At 66.9% G+C, this 20,027-nt stretch carries 20 protein-coding genes; 8 read left to right on the forward strand and 12 right to left on the reverse strand.

Translation table 11 applies throughout. The annotated features are described in order from the left end of the window. Nucleotides 1–179: 179 nt before the first annotated feature. Complete coding sequence (locus JWQ81_RS14210) at nucleotides 180–1,637, reverse strand: MFS transporter (protein WP_297541520.1); 1,458 nt, start codon at nucleotides 1,635–1,637, stop codon at nucleotides 180–182. A 154-nt stretch (nucleotides 1,638–1,791) separates the two neighbouring features. On the opposite strand from JWQ81_RS14210, the gene JWQ81_RS14215 reads away from it, so the two are divergent. Then, nucleotides 1,792–2,676: a helix-turn-helix transcriptional regulator gene (locus JWQ81_RS14215; protein WP_297541522.1), complete on the forward strand. Its 885-nt coding sequence runs from the start codon at nucleotides 1,792–1,794 to the stop codon at nucleotides 2,674–2,676. A gap of 270 nt (nucleotides 2,677–2,946) precedes the next feature. On the opposite strand, the gene JWQ81_RS14220 is transcribed toward JWQ81_RS14215, so the two are convergent. The 6 genes from JWQ81_RS14220 to JWQ81_RS14245 form a co-directional block, all read right to left on the reverse strand. Continuing rightward, nucleotides 2,947–3,360, reverse strand: coding sequence for a nuclear transport factor 2 family protein (locus JWQ81_RS14220; RefSeq protein ID WP_297541524.1), 414 nt, complete (start codon nucleotides 3,358–3,360; stop codon nucleotides 2,947–2,949). 5 nt (nucleotides 3,361–3,365) lie between these two features. Further along, nucleotides 3,366–5,033 carry an FAD-dependent monooxygenase gene (locus JWQ81_RS14225; protein WP_297541526.1) on the reverse strand — a complete coding sequence of 556 codons (1,668 nt, stop codon included), beginning with the start codon at nucleotides 5,031–5,033 and terminating at the stop codon, nucleotides 3,366–3,368. A 166-nt stretch (nucleotides 5,034–5,199) separates the two neighbouring features. Beyond that, the gene (locus tag JWQ81_RS14230; RefSeq protein ID WP_297541528.1) at nucleotides 5,200–6,432 is read right to left on the reverse strand and encodes an MFS transporter; all 1,233 of its coding nucleotides are present in this window, start codon (nucleotides 6,430–6,432) and stop codon (nucleotides 5,200–5,202) included. Further along, a complete protein-coding gene (locus JWQ81_RS14235; RefSeq protein WP_297541530.1) occupies nucleotides 6,429–6,842 on the reverse strand; it encodes a carboxymuconolactone decarboxylase family protein in 414 nt (137 codons plus the stop codon). The genes JWQ81_RS14230 and JWQ81_RS14235 overlap by 4 nt, the downstream gene beginning before the upstream one ends. Before the next feature lie 93 nt (nucleotides 6,843–6,935). After that, nucleotides 6,936–7,685 carry a dienelactone hydrolase family protein gene (locus JWQ81_RS14240; RefSeq protein ID WP_297541532.1) on the reverse strand — a complete coding sequence of 250 codons (750 nt, stop codon included), beginning with the start codon at nucleotides 7,683–7,685 and terminating at the stop codon, nucleotides 6,936–6,938. 191 nt (nucleotides 7,686–7,876) lie between these two features. Beyond that, complete coding sequence (locus tag JWQ81_RS14245) at nucleotides 7,877–8,287, reverse strand: hotdog fold thioesterase (RefSeq protein ID WP_297541534.1); 411 nt, start codon at nucleotides 8,285–8,287, stop codon at nucleotides 7,877–7,879. Between the two features lie 389 nt (nucleotides 8,288–8,676). Between JWQ81_RS14245 and JWQ81_RS14250 the strand changes: the two genes are divergently transcribed. The 7 genes from JWQ81_RS14250 to JWQ81_RS14280 all read left to right on the forward strand — a co-directional run bounded on the left by JWQ81_RS14250 (nucleotide 8,677) and on the right by JWQ81_RS14280 (nucleotide 14,359). Then, nucleotides 8,677–9,648, forward strand: a complete 972-nt coding sequence (locus tag JWQ81_RS14250) for an AvrD family protein (RefSeq protein WP_297541536.1) — start codon at nucleotides 8,677–8,679, stop codon at nucleotides 9,646–9,648. Between the two features lie 29 nt (nucleotides 9,649–9,677). Then, nucleotides 9,678–10,397: an AAA family ATPase gene (locus tag JWQ81_RS14255; protein WP_297541538.1), complete on the forward strand. Its 720-nt coding sequence runs from the start codon at nucleotides 9,678–9,680 to the stop codon at nucleotides 10,395–10,397. Nucleotides 10,398–10,405: 8 nt separating this feature from the next. Beyond that, on the forward strand, nucleotides 10,406–11,410 hold the full coding sequence (locus tag JWQ81_RS14260) for a beta-ketoacyl-ACP synthase III (RefSeq protein ID WP_297541540.1): 1,005 nt from the start codon (nucleotides 10,406–10,408) through the stop codon (nucleotides 11,408–11,410). A 27-nt stretch (nucleotides 11,411–11,437) separates the two neighbouring features. After that, complete coding sequence (locus tag JWQ81_RS14265) at nucleotides 11,438–11,674, forward strand: acyl carrier protein (protein WP_297541542.1); 237 nt, start codon at nucleotides 11,438–11,440, stop codon at nucleotides 11,672–11,674. 3 nt (nucleotides 11,675–11,677) lie between these two features. Further along, the gene (locus tag JWQ81_RS14270) at nucleotides 11,678–12,370 is read left to right on the forward strand and encodes an HAD-IB family hydrolase (protein ID WP_297541544.1); all 693 of its coding nucleotides are present in this window, start codon (nucleotides 11,678–11,680) and stop codon (nucleotides 12,368–12,370) included. After that, on the forward strand, nucleotides 12,370–13,353 hold the full coding sequence (locus JWQ81_RS14275) for an NADP-dependent oxidoreductase (RefSeq protein ID WP_297541546.1): 984 nt from the start codon (nucleotides 12,370–12,372) through the stop codon (nucleotides 13,351–13,353). Before JWQ81_RS14270 ends, JWQ81_RS14275 begins: the two co-directional genes overlap by 1 nt. Before the next feature lie 142 nt (nucleotides 13,354–13,495). Next, nucleotides 13,496–14,359, forward strand: coding sequence for a helix-turn-helix transcriptional regulator (locus JWQ81_RS14280; protein ID WP_297541548.1), 864 nt, complete (start codon nucleotides 13,496–13,498; stop codon nucleotides 14,357–14,359). A 74-nt stretch (nucleotides 14,360–14,433) separates the two neighbouring features. On the opposite strand, the gene JWQ81_RS14285 is transcribed toward JWQ81_RS14280, so the two are convergent. Genes JWQ81_RS14285 through JWQ81_RS14305 form a run of 5 tightly spaced genes read right to left on the reverse strand, consistent with a single transcriptional unit; the run spans nucleotide 14,434 to nucleotide 19,950 of the window. Beyond that, a complete protein-coding gene (locus JWQ81_RS14285; protein WP_297541550.1) occupies nucleotides 14,434–15,450 on the reverse strand; it encodes an N-acetylglucosamine kinase in 1,017 nt (338 codons plus the stop codon). Next, on the reverse strand, nucleotides 15,447–16,712 hold the full coding sequence (locus tag JWQ81_RS14290; RefSeq protein WP_297541552.1) for a 6-phospho-beta-glucosidase: 1,266 nt from the start codon (nucleotides 16,710–16,712) through the stop codon (nucleotides 15,447–15,449). Before JWQ81_RS14290 ends, JWQ81_RS14285 begins: the two co-directional genes overlap by 4 nt. Next, a complete protein-coding gene (locus tag JWQ81_RS14295; RefSeq protein WP_297541554.1) occupies nucleotides 16,709–17,599 on the reverse strand; it encodes a carbohydrate ABC transporter permease in 891 nt (296 codons plus the stop codon). Before JWQ81_RS14295 ends, JWQ81_RS14290 begins: the two co-directional genes overlap by 4 nt. Then, nucleotides 17,596–18,582 (reverse strand): carbohydrate ABC transporter permease, encoded by a 987-nt coding sequence (locus JWQ81_RS14300; RefSeq protein WP_297541556.1) that lies wholly within the window; start codon nucleotides 18,580–18,582, stop codon nucleotides 17,596–17,598. Before JWQ81_RS14300 ends, JWQ81_RS14295 begins: the two co-directional genes overlap by 4 nt. A 3-nt stretch (nucleotides 18,583–18,585) precedes the next feature. Continuing rightward, complete coding sequence (locus JWQ81_RS14305) at nucleotides 18,586–19,950, reverse strand: ABC transporter substrate-binding protein (protein ID WP_297541558.1); 1,365 nt, start codon at nucleotides 19,948–19,950, stop codon at nucleotides 18,586–18,588. Nucleotides 19,951–20,027: the final 77 nt, after the last annotated feature.

Consider the following 20,027-nt stretch of genomic DNA (forward strand, 5'->3'; position numbering starts at 1 on the left):
GCCGCTACCAACCCCTCACCCCGAGACGTCCTGGGCCGGCCCAAGGGCCGACCCAGGACACACCGGTATGAGAAACTGTTCACGATGTCGTGGGACACATGTGTTCACGAAGTCCTGAGACAGCACAGCCACTGAGAACCGGCCGCAACGCTCACCACATCCCTAGACCGCCACGTGTGTCAGACGGCGGCCGGCTTGCGGAGGAATAGACCGACCACGACCGCACCGGCGAGCACCACCGCGGCGTCGATGACGATCGCGAAGGTCGTCCCGCCCAGTACCGCGCCGGACGCCGATGAGCCCGACTTCAGCGAGTTGGCGTGCGCCGCCGCGATCGCGCTCATGATGGGGATGCCCAGCGTGATACCTGCCTGCTGAGTGAGCGTCGCCAGGCCGGTGGCCAAGCCCTGCTCGCTGTCCGGCAGGCCGGAGGTGGCGGTGACCATGAACGACACCACGCTCAGCACGTGCGCGAACCCGCCGATCGACGTCGCGATGATGACCAGGACGAGCGAGACCCGGCTGTCCCCGATCAAAAAGAGGGCCGCCGTCGAGGCTGCCTGCAGCACCAGCCCCGCAACGAGCGACTGCTTGCTGCCCCCGAGCCGCGCGATGATCTTCGGCGCGTTCAGCCCGGCGAAGAACGCGGCCACCCCTTGGACCCCGAACGCGAGGCCGGTGACCAGCGGCGAGTAATGCAGCACTTCCTGCAGGTAGAGCGTCATCAGGAAGACGACCGAGCTGAACATGGTGAAGGTCACCAGGCCGCCGATATTGCCCCACCGCACACTCGGCCGCATGAGCACGCGGACCGAGACCAGCGGCTGGGCGACCCGCCGCTCGATCAGCCAGAACACCACCAGCAGCACCACGGCCAGCGCCAGCGAGACCAGCGTCGTCGTGCTGCCCCAGCCTTTGCTGCCGGCGGCGGTGACGCCGTAGACCAGCGCGAGCAGGCCGGCGGTGACGGTCACCGCACCGGTCGCGTCGAGCCGCGCGTCCCGGCCGCGGCCGCGGTCGGTGATGAGCTTCGGGGCGAAGACCAGGACCGCGACACACACCGGGACGTTGATCAGGAAGGCCCAGCGCCAGCCGACGAGCCCGGTCAGCACTCCGCCGAGAACCGCGCCGGTGGTGAACCCGGCCGACAGCAGCGCGCCGCTGAGGCCCAACGCACGGTCACGCATCGCGCCCTCCGGGAACGACGTCGTGAGCAGGGCCATCGCGGCAGGCGCGATCATCGCGGTGGACAGCCCCTGCGCGACCCTGGCGGCCAGCAGGACGGCTTGGCTGTCGGCCAAGCCGCCGGCCAACGAGGCGAGGGCGAGCAGTGCCATGCCGATGAGGAACATCCGGCGGCGGCCGACCACGTCGGCGACCCGGCCGAACATCAGCGAGAAACCGGCCGAAGCCAATGCGAAGAGCGTCACGACCCATTGCAGGTTCGCCAGGGAAAAGCCGAGGCCGGTACCGATGTCGGGCAGGGCCACATTGAGGATCGAAAAGTCGAGCGCGATGAGGAACTGCGCTCCCAGCAGGACGATCAACAGCAGCCGGCCAGGCCCGGTGGCGGGCGTGCCGCCTCCGGCCGGGGCGGTCCCCGCCGCGGGGGCTGCCCCATCGCGTGTTGTGGACATGTTTCCACTCCGCTCAATTTCGGTGAATTCCAAGCCTTCGACCCCGATGAGGTCCCCCTAATCGTGATCGGCGCAGCGACGGGCGCCAAGGCCGGGGAATTCATAGGTCTGTCAGAACCAGGTTTTCCGCGCCGCTTTGGGAGACAATGGCGAAATGGATCAGCGCAGCGAACTCAGGGAGTTCCTCCGTTCCCGGCGGGCCAAGGTGAAGCCGGAGGAGACGGGACTTCCGACGTACAATTCACGCCGGCACGTGCCGGGTCTGCGGCGGGAAGAGGTCGCCCAGCTGGCCGGAATCAGTAGTGACTACTACATCCGGTTGGAACAGGGGCGCACGCAGCAGGTATCCGATTCGGTGCTCGAAGGGGTGGCCAACGCGCTGCGCCTCACCGAGGACGAGCGGGTACACCTGCGCAACCTCACTCGCCACCGTCCCCGGAAGCAGGCGCCCCAGCCGAAGCAACGGGTGCGGCCCGGCCTCCTCCGCATGATCGAGAGCGTCGATTGCGGGCCGGCCTACCTGGTCGGCCGGGCGATGGAGCTGCTGGCGTGGAACCCGCTGGCCGAGATCATCTTCGCCGACGTCGTGGCGATGCCGGCCGAACGGCGCAACATGGCGCAGTTCGTCTTCCTGGAGCCACCCGCGCGGCAGCTGTTCGTCGACTGGCCGGAGATAGCCCGGAGCACGGTCGACTACCTGCACCTCAGCGCGGGCAGTCACCCCGACGACGGCAAGCTGGCGGCGCTGGTGGGCGAACTGTCGATCAAGAGCGACGAGTTCCGGCGGCTCTGGTCCGAGCACACCGTCTCCGACCGCACCCACGGCGTCAAGCGGCTCGCGCATCCCTTGGTAGGCGCGATGTCCCTGACCTACGAGGCGTTGCGGCTCTCCGACGACAACGACCAGCTCGTGATGGTCTTCAGCCCGGAGCCGGACTCCGAATCCGAGACCTCGATGCGGCTGCTGGCAAGCTGGGGAAACGAACTCCACGCACCGGAGACGATCGCCACCGAGCTTCCGTCGGCCGAGCAGAAATAGGACTACCGCAACAAAAAGGCCGGGCCGTGTGGGTAGTTGCCACCGCAACTCGCCGTCGAGTTGCGGTCCTTGTGCGCGCGGGTTACCCGCGTGTGCAACGAGGGTTGCGTATCCACCGACCCCTGGTACGAATGATTTGCACCAGGGGTCGGTGGATACGAATCGGTGGAACTCGGCTCCGTCAGCGTGGGACTCGCCATCGGTGAGTGTGGAACTCGCCGACAGCGCTCGAGACCCCGCACAGACGACACAAGAGCAACAAAAAGGCACTCAGGCCGCGAAGGCCGCCGCGGCTCCGCAACTGTCCTCGAACATCTCATAGCGCAGGATTTTGCCTTCGCCGACAACGATGTGCAGGGCGAAGGCACTGCGGAACGTCTTGCCGGTCGCTGGGACCTCGTGGGCGAAATTGCCCAGCACGATGGCGTGGTCGCCGTCGACGAGGATCCGGTCTATATCGAACAGTACCGTCTTCACCTTCTCGGCGAAGGCGGAGAACATGGCATCGATCGCCTCGGACGTGCTGTGGCGGCCCACCCACGGAACCGTCGGCGAGCCGGCCACGACCACCTCCGCATCAGCGGCGAACAGGGCGAGCATTCCGGGCCGGTCGCCGGAGCCGAAGAGCGTGAAGAATTCCTGGACCGTTTCGGCGGTACCGTGCGGGGCGGTCGTCGTGGTCATGCGGGTCAGCCTCTTTCCTTGATCTGGACGGAACTTGCTTGCGGAGCGGGTACGACGACCGGCGGAATCGCGGCGGGCTCGGGCGCCCGCAACAGCGAGACGAGCGTGTCGGCGGTTTCCGGAGCGCCGCGGTAGAGGAGGTGGCCATCCGGGCGGACGGCGAAGATCGCCGGTTTGGCACCGAACGCCTTCCGCAGCGTCCGCGCCGATCGGCCGAACACAGTGGACAGATCGGCGACGGCGGCATGGGGTTCGAGCCGGTCGCGCAGGCCCGCCTGGACGGCCGGCCAGTCGGGGCCGGTCCGGGTGCCGGGCCACAGCAGCACGGTGTGCAGATCGAGGTCCAGCGCGGGCAGGCTCGCCACCGCGACCGGCGGGGCGAACAGTGGCACCCGGTCACCGACCACGACCTCGCGTTCGCGGTGGGACTGGAACCCGGCGGGCGCACCCGGCCGGTAACTGAAGTCGGTCTGCGCGAGCAATGGGGCGAACAACCGCTGGAGGAGCCCTACCCGATAGGCGGCGGTGAACAGCAGGTTGCGCAGGACGACCTTGCCTCTTCCGCGCAGTTGCCCGAACTTGATCTGGGTGGCGGACGTGTCGACCACGCGCTTCGCCGCCGCGCTGCGTTCCGGGTGGTAGGTGTCCAGCACCTTCGCGTGCAGCCGATGCCTGAGCACACCGCCGAGCTTCCAGCCGAGGTCGACCGCGTCCAGCAGGCCGAGGTTCATCCCCTGGCCGCCGGCCGGGCTCACCACGTGTGCGGCGTCCCCGGCCAGGAAGCACCGGCCGGTGCGGTACTGCTCGATCACACCGCAGCGCGGGCGGAAGGAACTGGTCCACGCCGGGGCACCCAGCTTCACCGGCAGCTTCGCGCGCTGGTCGAGGAATTCCTGGAACAACTCGGGCGGCGGCGGACCGTCGGCGTCGCTGCGGTGGCCGATGTTGGCCGCGATGCGGAACAGGCCGTTGGCCAGTGGGACGACGACCGCGATGCCCTTGCCGGAGTAGTAGTACTGCACGCTGTGCGGGATCGGGCCGGTGATCGGGAAATCACCGATGCCGTAGCTGACGTCGATGGGGTGCTGCGCGAACTCGACCCCTAGGAGGCGGCGGGTGGGGCTAGCGGCACCATCCGCGCCGACGACGTAGGCGGGCACCACCGTTTCGGTCTCTCCGCCCGGCAGCCGCAGGGTGACCTTCGGGAGTTCGGCTCCGGTGCCGTCGCCGTTGTCGATCCCCTCCACCGCGGTGCCGTACTCGACAGCGCCGCCCAGCTCGCGAAGCCGGTCCTTGAGGATGGTCTCCGTCTCGTTCTGGGCGAGGGTGAGGATGAACGGGTAGGCGGTGTCGGTCAGCTTGTCGATCCTTACCCGGCCCCGGAGCCGGCCTTCGGTGAAGTAATCGACCGCCGGCAACACGTGCCCGGCCTCGACCAGCCGCGCACTCACCCCGGTGCGGCGGAGTTGCTCCAGGACCCGGGGCCAGATGAGGATCGCGCGGGAATGGGAACCGCCGGGGCCTTCGTCGCCCCGCTGCCGATCGATCACGCGGATCGCGACGCCCTGCCGCGCGAGTTCGCAGCCGAGGAGCAGGCCCACCGGACCGGCGCCGATGATCAGCACCTCCGGCCCGGAATGATCACTGGAATACCTTCGCTGATTCTTTTGCATCTCATTTACCCCATCAAGAGTGCGAGGTGACCAAGGAATGGACCGGACAATTCCGGTGGATCGCGATCCAGACCCGGATCCGCGTCGAATCGAACGCTAACACCTTTTCCCGGAACAATGAATAGGTGCGTTTAAGCAGGTACCAATACCACCCGTGTGTACTGCGTCACGGATTCCTTTGCCCCGCCACGCGAAGGCGGCGGACGGTTGATTCCGCGACCTGCAGGAGCAGTGCCAGCAAAGCGAAGCCGCCGCCGACCGCGCACACCGCGGGCCATCCGGCCGCCGCGTAGGCGGCGCCGGAAGCGGCCGAACCGGCTACCCCGCCGAGGAAGTAGGTCGACGTGTAGGCCATGGTGATCCGGTTGCGGGCCTCGGGCCGGAGCCGGTAGACCACCCCGAGATTCATCACCTGCACCCCCTGCACACCGAGGTCGAGCAGGACGACGCCGACCAGCAACGCAATCAGCCAGTGGCCGCCGTTGAGCGCGAGCGCGCCCCAGGCGAGCAGGATCACCGAAAGCAGGACGCCGGTGACAAGGTTGTCCCGGCCGCGGTCGGAGACCGGGCCGATGGCCCTTGCCGCGTACGCCCCGACGGCACCGACCAGACCGAAGGTTCCGATCAGCGCCGAACCATAACCGTAAGGCGCGTCGGCAAGCAGAAAAGCACTGGAAACCCAAAACGCGGAGAAACCGGCGAAGGAGAGAAACCCGTACGCGCACCGAAGACGCAGCAACGGTTCTTCGCGCACGATCACGACTGCCGAACGCAGCAGGGACAGATACCGCAGCTTCGACGCGACCTCGACGTCGGGCAGCGCGCGGTGCAGCACCACGGCGAGCGCCAGCATCACCACCGCGGCGACCGCATAGACCGTGCGCCAGCCGCCGCCCCATTGGGCGACCACCCCACCCCCGGTCCTGGCCAGCAGCAGGCCGAGCAGAACCCCGCTCATGACCGTGCCGGTGGCCCGTCCGCGCTCACCCGGATTCGCCAGCGCCGCGGCGAAGCTCACCAGCAGCGGTGCCACGACCGCACACACCGCGACCGCGAACGAGGCCACGACGAGCAGTCCGATCGACGGCATCACCGCGCAGCCGGCCTGGCCGATCGCGACCAGCACCAGCAGCGTGACCACCAGCCGCCGTCGGCTCACGACGTCGCCCAGCGGCACGACGGTCGCCAACCCGATCGCGTACCCGACCGTCGTCGCGGTCACGATCAGCGCGACCGTCCCGCTGCCGGTGTGGAACTCGGCCGCGATCGAGGTGAGCAGCGGCTGCGCGTAATAGATGTTCGCGACGGCCAGTCCGGCCGCGACGGCGAACAGGGTGACCATCCCTCGCGGCAAGCCCTGGCCTTCGACCAGCTGCCGGTGGGCGGGCGCGACGGTCATGCGTCCGGTGCCGGCGGCTGGACCGGCAGCAGGCCACGCTTCGCGAAGACTTCCTTGGCCACGCCGATGCTGTTGAAAACGCGCGGGAACCCGGCGAACGGCAGGCAGTGCAGGATCGTCTCGACGACGGTCTCCGGTGCCAGGCCGACGGTGATCGCGACCCCGATGTGGAAGCGCAGCTGGCTCGCGGTGTCGCCCAGGGTGGTCAACGCGGTGATCGTGGTCAGCTGCCGCTGCTGCGCGGTCAGCCCGGGGCGGCTGTAGATGTCGCCGAAGGCGAATTCGGCCACATAGCGCCCCAGATCGGGGGCGATCCCGGCGAGCGGATCGAAAATCGCGTCGCCGCTGCCACCGATCTCGGCGATCTTGGCAAGTCCCCGGGTAAGGCGGTCGTTCGATTCTTCGGACACGGACAGCTCCTTCTCTCTCCTCGGCTGGAACAGGAAACGAAGCCGGGTCCGGTGTGCTCGGCGCACATCCGGACCCGGCTTCGGAAAAATCCGTCAGGCGACCGGAAGCGGCGCGCCATGGCGCTCGGTGAAGTCGAGGACGCGCTTCCACGCGTCATCGCACGCCTCGGCCCATTCGCCGAAGGCGCGGTCGAAGAAGGAGTGCGGCGCGGCGTCGTAGACGTTCATCTCGTAGGTCTTGCCCGAGGCTTCGAGCTTGCCGGCGAAGTCCTGGAACTCGACCTGGGTGGTGGCCACGTCGGCGCCGGCGATCAGCAGGAGCAGCGGTGCGGAGAACTCGTCGATGACGTCCTCGACGAGCTTCGGCTGGCCATAGAAACCGATCACACCGGCCAAGCCGAGGTCCGACGCCGACAGGCGCCACGACTGGCTGCCGCCGAAGCAGAACCCGACCGAGAAGACCGGCCCAGGCGCGACCTCGCGCAGGTGGTCCGCGGCGGCGGCGACATCGAGGGCGATCTCGGTCGCCTCGAGCTGGGGGAAGTACTTCTGCCAGTCGAACGAGTCGTCGCGGGTCCCGGTGCCCTCGGTCCGGCCGTAGTAGTCGATCGCGACCGTGGTGAAACCCGCTTCGGCGAAGCGCTGGACGAGCTCCCGATAGTACGGGTGCACCCCCCGGACGTCAGGCAGGATGACCACGCTCTTGCCGTTCGGCTCGGCCGGGACGGCCTGGTACGCCGAGAACACCGTGCCGTCACTCGCGGTCAGTTCGAAGGCGCCGTGCTCGGCGACCTGGCCGCGGTTGGGAGCGGCGGGCGGCTGGCTGTCTTCGCTGTGGCACATGGGAATCCTCCAGTTGTCGTGACGCCCGTCGGGCGCGTCGTGAAATTCGCGGAAACGAGCTCGACTGTCTTCCCCGGCTCTGTTCGCCAAACCGAAACTAGCCCGGAAGACTTCGTCCCGCCCAGGCCCGGATAGGCCATAGGCCGGCAATTCATAGGTTTCGCGGAACCCCTTTTCGGTCCGCCCGCAGGTCAGCGCGCCCGAAGCTGCGGGGTACGCCGGCTGATCGCACAGGTCAGCCGCGCGGTGCAGGTCCGGCGACCGGAATCGTCACTCAGGACGATCTCGTACGTCGCCGTGGAAACCCCTTCGTGCAGCGGTGTGCTGACCCCGGTGACCAGCCCGCTGGACACCCAGCGATGGTGTGTGCAGGACAGGTCCAGTCCAACGGCCTGGCCGCCGGGTCCGGCGTAGTGCAGCGCCGACAGTGAGCCCAGCGTCTCGGCCAGTACCGCGTTGGCACCGCCGTGGAGGATTCCCACCGGTTGCAGGTTTCCGGCGACCGGCATGGAGCCCGCGACGACACCGGCCTCGTACCGGGTGATCCGGATGCCGAGGCGGGAGATCAGCAGTTCCTGGTCGTCGACCAAAGGGACGGACATGGGACCTCCTCGAGGAGGGATAAGGGGATGGACCGTGGGATGTCCTGCGGCGGCGACGCTGCCGAGCGCTGTCCAGTCTCATCACCTCCGCCGGTAAATCCCGCGGGTGTAGCCAGGGACACACCGGCCAGGCTGGTGCAGAAAGTACCCGCATAAACGGCACTCAGGGAGCACGCTCGGCCTGTGCTAGCTTCGATATCGAGCGCATCGAAGTCGACGTCGCCGATGATCTCGCTCACCATCATCGAGCTCTTCCCGCAGCGGCCGAAAACGGCCGAAAAACGGGCGGAAAAGCGCTGGGCGCATCGACCGGGAAATACCGAGATGAATGGGGTAACGACATCAGCACAGAAATGATCGCCACGGCGGAAACAATACGTCCTCCTTTTATGCTGGACTCCGTCGACGACTACCTCGGCCCCGCCGCGACGCGGTTCTTCGGCGCCGGTTATCGCCGGGTGGACTACCGCTACGGTGATGTCGTCGCGGAGGCATTCGACGACGTCGCCGGCAAACTGGAGACCACGGTCGGCCTGAGCTATCCGGCCGACTGGTCGAAGAAAACCGAAGGGGTGACGCTCCGGCCGCATCTCAGCACGGTCGATGGACTGATTCTCGCGATCGAACTGAGCGAAGCCTGTCTCGCGCACGCCTGCCGCCTGAGCCCTGGCCAACGCAGCCGCCTGTGGGTCTCCGGCGTCAGGATCAAAGCCGGCGCCGAACCGAACGAAGAACTCGGCACGCTCGACGCCACCACCAGAATTCTCGCGACGAAGCCGGATTCCACCGTGGTCCTGGAGACCACGATCGGCAAGATGCGCATGCGCTGCGAAATCGCCGGCCTCGACGACCCCACTCTGATGTCGGCGGCCACCTACGCCACGCCGTCCGAACTGCTCGGCCCGGCGGCCGGGCGCTACTACGGGGACGGCTTCAAGACGCGCTCCCACCGGGTTTCCGGCGTCGTGGTAACCCCGGCAACCCTCACCTCGGAAGCAACGGTCGAGTACGAGGAGGAATCTTCGCTTCCCGTGGGAACAAAGGGGATCGGCGGCGACTACCATCCCTCACCCACCACAGTGGACTGTTTCGTGACCGCGCTGCAACTCGGCCAGGTCCTGCTGTACGAGCTCGACTCGCTGTCGAGGAGCACGAGCAACACGCTATGGATGCGGAGCACATCTTTGCGGGCCGAGCGGCCCCGTCGCGGTGTCCTCGACCGGTCGAAGCTGACGACTTCACTGGAGAACACGACGCTGTTCGAAATGGGCGCCAGCACCTGGCGCACGGCCGACATCGTCGCGCACCTGGGCGGAGTGGACCTGCGCTGCGCGGTCACCCACCGAATCTCCCGACACTGACCAGCCCCGTCACCAGAAAGAGGAAACTCATGCGACTCGCGATCTCCGGCACCTACTCCTCCGGCAAGACGATCACCTCCTACGCGCTCTCCCACCTGACCGGGATCCCCCGCACCCGGGCCCGGACCATGCGGGAGCTGCTGCCCATCGCACTGCCGGGCAAGACCCTCGAAGAATGCCGTGCGGCCGAACTCCTCCAGCTGATCATGCGCCGCCACGTCGAAAGGGCCGTCCAGGAGAGCCACTTGACCGAGGGGTTCATCTCCGACGGCTCATCGCTGCAGGAATGGATCTACGGTTCGGTCCGCGTCATCGTCGGTATCAACCCGAACAACTCCCTCCACCTTGGCGAGCTGGAATCGGTGGAACGGACCACCGAAATGGTGTTCTTCGAGGACGTGATCGGGCAGCTCGGTTACGCGATCAAGGACCACGTACGCGAGTCCTACGACGCCTTCGTGCACCTGCCGAACGAGCTGGCCCTCGCCGCCGACGGGCATCGCCCGGTCAACGAGCGCTTCCGGACGATGGCGGACGAGGCCATCGCCCGCGAGGTCGACGCCATGGGCTTCCCACGCCACGTCGTCGGCGGCACCGTGCCCGAGCGGCTGACCCGGATCGTCGAGATCTTCGGCTTCGAGCAGGTCATGGCCGTCGAAACGGCCATTGAGCTCGCGCAGCTGGAGTACCAGTCGGTCGACATGACCATCGAATCCGACCGCGCGTCGGTCATCGTCGCGTCCCGGTGAGCACGGTCATGGCGAACCGCACGGCCGTGCTCATCGGTCTGGGATCGGCCGTCCCCGACCAGATCGAGACCAACGACATGCTCGCCGAGCGTATGGACACCTCCGACGCGTGGATCCATTCGAGGACCGGTATCAAGGCGCGGCGCAAGGTCGGCAAGGACACCGCGACCAGCGACCTCGCCGTCGAGGCCGGCGCGCGGGCGCTGAAGTCCGCCGGGGTGGCCACCGTCGACGCCGTGGTGCTGGCCACCGCGACGCCGGACTACCAGTGCCCGGCGACGGCGCCGACGGTGGCAAACAGGTTGGGGCTCGGGACCGTTCCGGCCTACGACGTCGGCGCGGTGTGCTCGGGATTCCTCTACGCGCTGCTGACCGCGGCCGGGTTGATCGCGCTCGGCACCGCTGGGCGGGTACTCGTCATCGGCGCGGAGGCGTTCACCACGATCATCGATCCGATGGACCGCGGCACGGCGCCGATCTTCGGTGACGGTGCCGGAGCCGTGGTCCTCGAGGCCGGGTCACCGGCTGATCAGGGTGCGCTGCTCGGCTTCGATCTGGGCAGCGACGGCGACCTCGCCGAGCTGATCATCGTCCGCGCCGGCGGCTCCCGGCAGCGGGCGGCGGGCACCGAACCCGAGCCGGGCGACTACTTCATGGACATGCAGGGAAAGACGGTGTTCGCCAACGCGGTACTCCGGATGGAGGAGTCCTCCCGCAAGGTGCTCGCGTCCACCGGCTGGGCCGTCGGCGAGGTGGACTGCCTGGTCGGGCACCAGGCGAACGCGAGGATCCTCCGGGCCGTCGCCGAACACCTCGAGATCCCCGCCGAGCGCGCGTTCATCAACATCGAGCAGCTCGGCAACACCGCCGCCGCGTCGATCCCGCTCGCGCTGACCGACGCCCACGAGGCCGGCGTGCTCCAAGCGGGCGACCGGGTACTGCTGACCGCGTTCGGCGCCGGCGCCACCTGGGGCGCGGTGACCCTGGTCTGGCCCGCCCTCGCCCGTTCCTGACCAACCGAAACAAACTGGGAGAAGAACATGGACATCACCTTGAACGCCGACGTCATCGAGCTCTTCGCGGCGAAGGCCGAACTCGAGGTTTCCGACCTCGTACTGGACCAGACGCTGGAAGAAGCCGGGCTGGATTCGCTGACCCTGATGGAGATCTCGCTCGTCATGCAAAAGCGCCACAGCGTCGCGGTCGCCGAGGGCGAGCTCAGCCTCAGCCAGACCGTGGCGGAGGCCGTGGAGTACCTGTCCGGAAAGTTGCACTGACCGGTGCCCGCCGCGTTCTTCGATGTCGACGGCACCCTGCTCACCGGCACCAGTCTCTTCAGCTTCCTCGAGTACGACCTGGCCACCCGTGGCCGCCCGCCGAGTGACTACGCGGACGCGTTCGACGGGATTCGGAAGAATACGGAGGCCGACCTCCCCCGAGAGGAGAACAACCGGGCCTACTACCGCCTGTTCGCGGGCCGGGACGTCGCCGAAGTCATGGCGAAGGGCCGGGACTGGTTCCAGGCCGAATACGCGCGCGGTGAGCTGTTCGATCCGCGGGTGCTGATGATGCTGCGGGAGCACCGGCTCGCCGGAGACCTCGTGGTGCTCCTGTCCGGCTCGTTCCCGCCCTGCCTCACGCCGATCGCTCGGTTCACCGGGGCCGACGCGGTGCTGTGCAGCACGCCGTTCGCGACCGACGGCAGGTACACCGGCGAAATCCCGGTGCCGATGATCGGCCGGGCCAAGGCCGAAGCCGCGAGGTCGTTCGCGGCTTCGAACGGCGTCCGGTTCGAGGACTGCTTCGCCTACGGGGACCACTCGTCGGACGCTCACCTGCTTTCGTCGGTCGGAAACGCCTGCGTGGTCGGCGAGGACCCGGTCCTCGCCGGCCACGCGGGTGACAACGGATGGCGCCGCCTCCCCGGATACACCGCAGAGTCCGCTCTGCCCCACAGCCAAGGAGACACGTGATGACAGCGCAGGAAGAACCGCCCACGATGCGGGCCGTCCGGACCACCGCCGCGGGCTCCCCCGAGGTGCTCGAACCATTCGAAGCGGCGCGACCGGTCCCGCTGCCCACCGAGATCCTGGTGGAGGTCCACGCCGCCGGAGTCAATCCGGTGGAGTGGAAGATCCGCTCCGGCAAGTTTCCGCCGGGGGCGCTGGGCGCCTATCCGTTCATCCAAGGATGGGATGTGTCCGGGGTGGTGGCCGCGGGTCCCCGGGTGACCCGTTTCCAGCCCGGCGACGAAGTCCTCGGGCTGATCTGGTTCCCACGGCAAGGCGGCGGTTACGCCGAATACGTGACGGCGCCCGCCCGGCAATTCGTCCGGAAACCCGCGTCACTGAGCTTCGAAGAAGCCGCGGCACTACCGATGGCCGGCCTGACCGCCTGGCAGACGCTGGTCGACGTCGCGGACGTCCGGCCGGGCCTGCGGGTCCTCGTCACCGCGGCGGCGGGCGGGGTCGGGCACCTCGCCACGCAGGTGGCCAAGGCGCGTGGAGCCGTCGTGACCGGCACCGCGCGAGCAGCCAAGCACGACTTCCTCCGGGAAAACGGCGTCACGCATGCTGTGGACTACACGGCTGTCGACGTCGCCGAGCACGTTCACGGCCAGGACGTCGTGCTGGACCTGCTGGGCGGGGAGAACAGCCTGCGACTGCTCGAAACGCTGCGACCCGGCGGACTGCTGGTCCTCGCGATCGGCTTCGTCAGCCCGGAACTGGCGACCCGCGCCGAGCAGTTGGGCGTCCGCGTCACCGCCTTCCTCGTCGAGCCGGACCAGGTCGGCCTCAGCGCACTAGTGGACCTGGTCGAGCGCGGCGAACTGAGGGTTCACCTCGACCAGGTCTTCGAGCTCGCCGACGTGGCGAAGGCCCACGAGATGGGTGAGTCGAACCGCACCACGGGCAAGCTCGCGCTGTCGGTGCGACCATCGGTTACTACTTTGTAAAATACAGACTGCGCATTTCCTCGATACATTTCCGGAATGATCATCGCATTCGAATAGAAAACAACCACACTACGAGTAACGTACCGAATGCCTACAGTCATTCTCTTGACACAATATCGACAGCCACCTTAGAGTATTCACTATGCGCGGAAGTGCTATACGGGGGCGTAAACTAGAAGAATTAAGTCATTTCCTGCGAAGTCGCCGGGCTCGGCTGTCACCTGAGGATCTGGGGCTCAACACCTCCCGGAGACGGCGGACACCCGGCCTTCGCAGGGAAGAGGTGGCCGTATTGGCGGGGGTGGGGACCTCGTGGTACACCTGGCTCGAGCAAGGCAGGGACATCAAGGTGTCGGAGTCGGTGGCCCGTGCCATCAGCGGCGCGCTACGGCTCGAACCGGCGGAGCAGATGTACCTGTTCCGCCTGCTGGACATGAACCCGACCTTGGTTCTCAGTGACGATTCCCCGAAGTTCGGGGATGCAGCCTGCGATTCACTGGTGAACGAATGGCTGCCCAATCCGGCCGTCATCATCGACAAGTTCTGGAACCTGCGCGCGATCAATGAAGCAGGTGAAGATGTACTCGGCCTGGGGGCCGAGGATTCCAATCTGCTGACCGCCTTCTTCACCAAACAGCAATACCGGAACCGTTACGTCGACGCCGACCAGATCGCCCAGATGGCCGTCGCTCAGTTCCGGGCCGACCTGGTGAACCAGTTCGACGACGAACGGTTCACCCAGCTCATCGCGTTCCTCTGTGAGCAGAGCAGCGAATTCTCCCAGCTCTGGGAGAGTCACGAGGTAGCGGAGCTGCAGAGCAAGACGAAGGAACTCCAACATCCCCAAGTGGGCCGGCTCAGCTTCAGCGTGCAGATGTGGCAGCTGGCCGATCGCGAGGACATGCGCTTGATTCTTCACCTACCGGAAAAACTGACGGATACCAAAGCGAAGCTCACCACTCTGGCCAACCTGCGCGGTGACATCTCTCTGCCGCGCGCGATCTGACGAAGGTCAAAACCTCTGGCGGCCGGTCTCCCTGACCGGCCGCCAGAGTTCGTCCACCCCTCGCGCTCCGGCCTTCATCGTGGCTGCTCGCCCGTTGCCTGGGCGAGCCGAGTGGCGGAGCGGAGGCGGGCTTTGGCGTCTTCGGTGGCGCCGAGGGTGTCCAGGCCGTACAGGGCGGCGCCGACGACCGGGGCGACGTCCACGACCCGGACGACAGCGCGTGGCGCCACCTTGAGGCATCGGCTCTCGATCTCCGCGATGACCCAGGCATCGACGCCGACCAGCACCCCGCCGCCGAGGATCACCTCCGGCGCGGCCTCGGTCAGCGCGAGCCCTCGGAGGATGACCGCGACCAGCACGCAGATCTCCTCGATGAACCGTTCGACGACCGCGCGCGCCACCTCATCGCCGGCGTCGGCGACGTCGAACAGCAAGGGGCACAACGTGTGCAGCGCACCACGCGGGAGCTTCTCGAAATGCAGCCGCTGCACGACTTCGACCACGGACGCGGCGTCGAACCGCGCCGCGACCGCCTCCTGCAACGCAGTGTGGGGGCCACGGCCGTCTTCGGCGCGGGCCGCCCACCACAACGCCTCCTCGCCGAGCCCGAGGCCGCCGCCCCAGTCACCGGAGATCTTGCCCAGCGCGGGAAACCGGTGCACCCGGCCGTCTTTGCCGACACCGACGGCGTTGATCCCGGCGCCGCACACAACGGCCACGCCGGTTCCGTCGGAGCTGCCCGCGCGCAGCAGGGCGAACGTGTCGTTGCCGACGGTCAGCGAGCGCGTCCACCCCCTGGCCCCGAGTGCGGCGGACAGGATCTCCTCCTCCTCGGGTAGGTCGAGCCCGGCCAGGTATGCCGAGGTGTGCGCGCCGAACGGTTTGACAGCCGCCCGCCCGCCCGCTTCGAGCGCCTCCACGACCAGGCCCTCCAACGCCCGCACACACGTGTCGACGCCGACGCTCTGCGGCGACACGCCCGGCCCGCGCGAACTGCCCAGCACGGTGCCCGCCGCGTCGACGAGGAGGACGTCGGTCTTGCTGTTGCCGCCGTCGATGGCGACCACAACCTCGTCGGGCTCTGCGGTCATTCCCCGGCCCAGGGCAGGAACTGCCGGTTGGCCGCGACGAGCGTGTCCGCGAGCTGGTCCGCCTGAGCGTATTGACCGATCAGCGGATGCGCGAGCAGGGCGTCGGCGACCCTGTCCCGTCCGCCGCGCAACGCGGCGTCCAGCGCGAGGTTCTCGTACGCCGTCACGTTCGCGATCAGCCCGGCGAACAGCGGCTCGACGGGACGCACCGGCAGCGCCACCGCGCCCTTGGCGTCCACAGTGGAGGGAACCTCGATGACGGCGTCATCGGGCAGGAACGGCATCGTGCCGTTGTTGCGCACGTTCACCACGTGCTCCTCCGCCGGACCGCCCGCGGTCAACGCGTGCACCAGCTGAACGGCGGCTTCGGAGTAGAACGCGCCGCCGCGTTGCGCGAGCTGCTCGGGCTTGCTGTTGACCTCCGGGTCGGCGTAGACCTTGAGAAGCTCCTCCTCGAGATCGCTGACGACTTCCGCGCGTGGACGTTCGGTCCGCTGCTTTTCGACGGTCTTGTCGTGCGCGTAGTAGTACTTGAGGTAGTACGACGGCACGACACGCATCCGCCGCATCCACTCGACCGGCGCGCTGATCTGCTCGGCGATTGCTTCGCCGTGCACCTCCAGCAGCTCGGGCAGCCGGTCGACGCCGTCGACGAGCACCTGCCGTTCCCAGCTGAGGTGGTTCAGACCAGTGTGCTCCAGCTTGACGTCGTCGACACCGACGTCGAGCATCGCGGCGAACGTGCGCTGCAGGTGGATCGCGACGTTGCACAGCCCGACGGCACGGTGGCCTTCGTTCAGCAGCGCGCGAGTGACGATGCCGACGGGGTTGGTGAAGTTGACGATCCAGGTGTCGTCGCCGGCGATTTTCCGTACCCGCTCGGCGATGTCGAGGACCACCGGCACCGTGCGCAACGCCTTCGCGAGCCCGCCGGCACCCGTGGTTTCCTGGCCGAGGCAACCGCAGACGTGCGGGAACGTCTCATCCGAACGACGTGCCTTCTGCCCGCCGACCCGCAGCTGCAGGAGCACGGCCGACGCGCCGTCGACCCCGTCCTCCAGGCTCGTCGTGGTGCGGATCCGGGCCGGATGCCCGGCCACGTCGAGCAGGCGCTGCCCGAACGGCCCCACGACGGCGAGCCGGTGCTCGTCCGGGTCGACCAGCACGATCTCGTCGACGTCCAAAGTGGACCGGCGGCCGGCGATGCCGTCGATCAACTCCGGGGTGTACGTCGATCCCCCACCGACAACGGTGAGCTTCATCCTTTTACCCCCGTGAATGTAATGCCCTTGACAAAAGATTTCTGGGCAAAGATGAACAGCACGATCACCGGCGCCATGATCAGCGCGGTGGCCGCCATGGTCAGGTTCCACTCGACATGGTGCATCCCGCGGAAGGACGCGATGGCGAGTGAAAGCGGCCAGTTGTCCTGGTTTTCCCCGGTGTAGAGCAGCGGGCCGAAGTAGTCGTTCCAGGTGAACAGGAAGCAGAACATCGCGGTGGCCGCGATCCCCGGTTTGGCCATCGGGATGAGCACCCTGGTCATCGCCCGGAACTCCGTGCACCCGTCGACCTTCGCGGCCTCGAGGTACTCCTTCGGAATGGTCAGGAAGAACTGCCGCAGCAGGAAAACACTGAAGGCGTCGAAGAAGAAGTACGGCGCGATCAGCGGAACCAGGGTCCCGGTGAGTCCCAGCCGCACCCAGAGGTCGTACAGCGGGACGATGGTCACCTGAGGCGGCAACATCATCGCGGCGACGGTCAGCATGAAGAAGAACGTCTGCCCGCGAAAACGAAGTTTGGCGAGTGCGTACGCGGCGGGAATCGCCGAAAGCAGCGCGCCGAGTGTCGCCAGTACGGAATAGGTGAGACTGTTGGTCAGGTACTCCAGCAGCGGCGACCGCTTGAACACCTCGATGAAGTTCTCGAAATGCCACTCGGACGGCCACAGGCTCGACGACATCGCCTGGTCGTTCTTCATCACCGCGGTCAGGAAGACGAACAGCAGCGGCATGGTGAACAACGCCCCGAGCACAATGCCCAGGCTGTGCGTCGCGATCCAATAGAGCCGCTTGTCCCAAGCCCGTTTACGCCGGACGATCGGCGGCCCCTGGTCCGGGCTCTTCCGGGTTTCGAGCACCGCGGTCATGGGCCCTCCTCCTGGTGTGAAGCCTTGCGCAACTGCCGGACGAGAATGGCGGTGAACCCGAACGAGACGATGAACAGCAGTACGGCCATCGCCGCCGCGTACCCCATGTTGAAGTACCGGAAACCCTGTACGTAGAGCCAAACCGGATAGGTCAGCGTCGAGTTCTCCGGAGCACCGATGTACTTGGTGTTCCCGGCGACGTCGGCGCTGCCGGCCGCCGCGGAACCCGCGACGACGGCTTGGGTGAAGAACTGCAACGCGAAGATGATCGAGTTGACCACGCCGAAGATCAGCACCGGCGAGATGGACGGCAAGGTGATGTGCCAGAACCGCCGGATCGGGCCGGCGCCGTCCAGCGACGCGGCTTCGTGCAGTTCCTGCGGCACGTCGAGCAGGGCCGCCAGAATGATGATCATCAGCTCGCCGGAGCCCCACATCACCAACAGGGTCAACGCGGGCTTGGCCATCGAAGGATCGTTGAACCACAGGCCGCCGTCGATCCCGAAGAACTTCAGGATCCGGTTGACGGGGCCGAATTCGGGGTTGAACAGGAAGACGAAAGCCAGTGTCGCGGCAGCCGGCGGAGCCAGCGCCGGCAGGTAGCACAGGGTCCGGATCAGGCCGATCCCGCGCTTGAGCCGGGAGATCACCGAAGCCACCCCGAGGGAGAACAGTACCCGGCACACGGTCAGCACGATCACGAGCCACAGCGTGTTGTACGCGGCCGTGCCGACCAGCGGTTCCGAAGTGAACATCCGGACGTAGTTGCCGAAACCGATCCACTGTGGAGGGTTGATGAGATCGTACTTGGTGAAGGAGTAGTAGAGCGTCGCGATCAGCGGGTAGGCGAAGAAGATGAGGAAGCCGATGAGCGCGGGCGCCATGAAGAAGAGCACGGTCCGCCGGCGGGCCCCGGACCTCGCCCGCACCCGGGAGGGTGCGGGCGAGGTCTTGGCCGCCTTGGAGGTCAAGGTGGCGGTCATGGCCTAACCGGTCTTCTGTGCCAGTGCGTCGTTGATCTGGGCGTCGACCTTTTTGAGGCCTTCGGTCAGATCCGGTACCGATCCTGCCTGCCATTTCTCGGCGAAGTCGTTGACAGCCTTGAGATGCGCGTCACCGATCGGCGTGGACGGGTTGGGCAGCAACTTCCCGCCCGAGTACATGTCGAGGAAGGTCTTGAACTGGGGATCGACCTCCAGCCTCGGGTCGGTCAGCGAAGCCAACGTGCTCGGCACGTTCTTCAGGCCGTTCGCCATCTGCACCAGGTTGTCGGTGTCCAGCGACATCTGCTTGATCAGTTCCCAAGCGGCGCCCGGGTTCTTGGCGCCCTTGGGAATGGCGATGATCGTGCCGGTCGTGAACCCGGTGCCGTAGCGGTCGGGCGCGCTGTCGGCGACCGGCGGTGGCGCGGTGCCGAAGTTGACCTTCGGCGTCTGGTCCTTGATGAACGCCGTGCGGTATTCACCGTCGTACGCCATCGCGATCTTGCCGGCCTGGAAGCCCTGATCGGCCGAGTATTCGTCACCGAGGCCGGACTTGAACTTCTCGATCTTGTCGTGCCCGTAGAAGTCGATGAGCTTCTTCTGGAACTCGAACATGTCCTTCCACTGAGGACTGTCCGCGAGGTCCGACTTGCCGTCCGGGCCGAGCCAGGTGGCGCCGAAGCTGGGCGCCCAGATCTCGGCCTTGTTGGCGTAGAACGGCATCGACGGCATGAAGCCGGCGACCTTGATCGAGCCGTCCGGGTTGAACTGGGTCATCTTCTTGGTGTCTTCGAGCAGCTCGGACATCGTCTTCGGCGGCGAGCTGACGCCGGCCGCGGCGAACATGTCCTTGTTGTAGTAAAAGCCGTAAACGTCGGCGAGCATCGGCATCGCACACCGCTTGCCCTGGTATTCGGTGTAGCTGCGTACCGCGTCGGGGATCTGCTTCAGGTCGACCTTGTCACGGTCGATATAGGGCTGCAGGTCCTGGAAGCTCCCGGTGGAGCACCAGGCGCCGAGATTGTCGGTGTAGAAGGAAATCGCGACGTCCGGCGGGTTTCCACCGCGGATCGACTGCGTCAGCTTGTCGTCGTCCTGGTTGCCTTCGTGCTTGATTTCGATGTTGGGGTACTTCGTTTTGAGCGTGTTCAGCGCTTTCGTCACGATGTCGTACTCGCGCGCGGTGAATTTGCTGTAGACGGTCAGGGTGAGCTTGTCGTCTTTCCCTGGTGCGGCAGCGGGCCCGCTCGAGGCCGGCCCGCTTGCCGCGGCGCCGCAAGCGGAAAGCAGCAAGGCCGCGGCCATTGAGATCACGAGCGAACCGCGCCAGCGGCGGCCGCTTCGTCTAACCCGGGTCGTGGAGCGCATGACCCTCCTCCTGGTAGGTGGTATCGACCCCGGAACATCGAGCTCGTTCCGGCGTTTGGAGCGCCTTTTCAGGTGGG

Origin of the sequence: Amycolatopsis sp., from assembly GCF_025464955.1 — a bacterium.
Classification (GTDB): domain Bacteria; phylum Actinomycetota; class Actinomycetes; order Mycobacteriales; family Pseudonocardiaceae; genus Amycolatopsis.

Excerpts from the sequence above, each read along its gene's own strand:
- JWQ81_RS14230 (WP_297541528.1), bottom strand. The coding sequence starts at position 6,432 with ATGACCGTCGCGCCCGCCCACCGGCAGCTGGTCGAAGGCCAGGGCTTG.
- JWQ81_RS14240 (WP_297541532.1), bottom strand. The coding sequence starts at position 7,685 with ATGTGCCACAGCGAAGACAGCCAGCCGCCCGCCGCTCCCAACCGCGGC.
- JWQ81_RS14250 (WP_297541536.1), top strand. The coding sequence starts at position 8,677 with ATGCTGGACTCCGTCGACGACTACCTCGGCCCCGCCGCGACGCGGTTC.
- JWQ81_RS14265 (WP_297541542.1), top strand. The coding sequence starts at position 11,438 with ATGGACATCACCTTGAACGCCGACGTCATCGAGCTCTTCGCGGCGAAG.
- JWQ81_RS14295 (WP_297541554.1), bottom strand. The coding sequence starts at position 17,599 with ATGACCGCGGTGCTCGAAACCCGGAAGAGCCCGGACCAGGGGCCGCCG.
- JWQ81_RS14245 (WP_297541534.1), bottom strand. The coding sequence starts at position 8,287 with ATGTCCGTCCCTTTGGTCGACGACCAGGAACTGCTGATCTCCCGCCTC.
- JWQ81_RS14260 (WP_297541540.1), top strand. The coding sequence starts at position 10,406 with ATGGCGAACCGCACGGCCGTGCTCATCGGTCTGGGATCGGCCGTCCCC.
- JWQ81_RS14220 (WP_297541524.1), bottom strand. The coding sequence starts at position 3,360 with ATGACCACGACGACCGCCCCGCACGGTACCGCCGAAACGGTCCAGGAA.
- JWQ81_RS14290 (WP_297541552.1), bottom strand. The coding sequence starts at position 16,712 with ATGAAGCTCACCGTTGTCGGTGGGGGATCGACGTACACCCCGGAGTTG.
- JWQ81_RS14300 (WP_297541556.1), bottom strand. The coding sequence starts at position 18,582 with ATGACCGCCACCTTGACCTCCAAGGCGGCCAAGACCTCGCCCGCACCC.
- JWQ81_RS14255 (WP_297541538.1), top strand. The coding sequence starts at position 9,678 with ATGCGACTCGCGATCTCCGGCACCTACTCCTCCGGCAAGACGATCACC.
- JWQ81_RS14215 (WP_297541522.1), top strand. The coding sequence starts at position 1,792 with ATGGATCAGCGCAGCGAACTCAGGGAGTTCCTCCGTTCCCGGCGGGCC.
- JWQ81_RS14280 (WP_297541548.1), top strand. The coding sequence starts at position 13,496 with ATGCGCGGAAGTGCTATACGGGGGCGTAAACTAGAAGAATTAAGTCAT.
- JWQ81_RS14225 (WP_297541526.1), bottom strand. The coding sequence starts at position 5,033 with ATGCAAAAGAATCAGCGAAGGTATTCCAGTGATCATTCCGGGCCGGAG.
- JWQ81_RS14305 (WP_297541558.1), bottom strand. The coding sequence starts at position 19,950 with ATGCGCTCCACGACCCGGGTTAGACGAAGCGGCCGCCGCTGGCGCGGT.
- JWQ81_RS14210 (WP_297541520.1), bottom strand. The coding sequence starts at position 1,637 with ATGTCCACAACACGCGATGGGGCAGCCCCCGCGGCGGGGACCGCCCCG.
- JWQ81_RS14275 (WP_297541546.1), top strand. The coding sequence starts at position 12,370 with ATGACAGCGCAGGAAGAACCGCCCACGATGCGGGCCGTCCGGACCACC.
- JWQ81_RS14285 (WP_297541550.1), bottom strand. The coding sequence starts at position 15,450 with ATGACCGCAGAGCCCGACGAGGTTGTGGTCGCCATCGACGGCGGCAAC.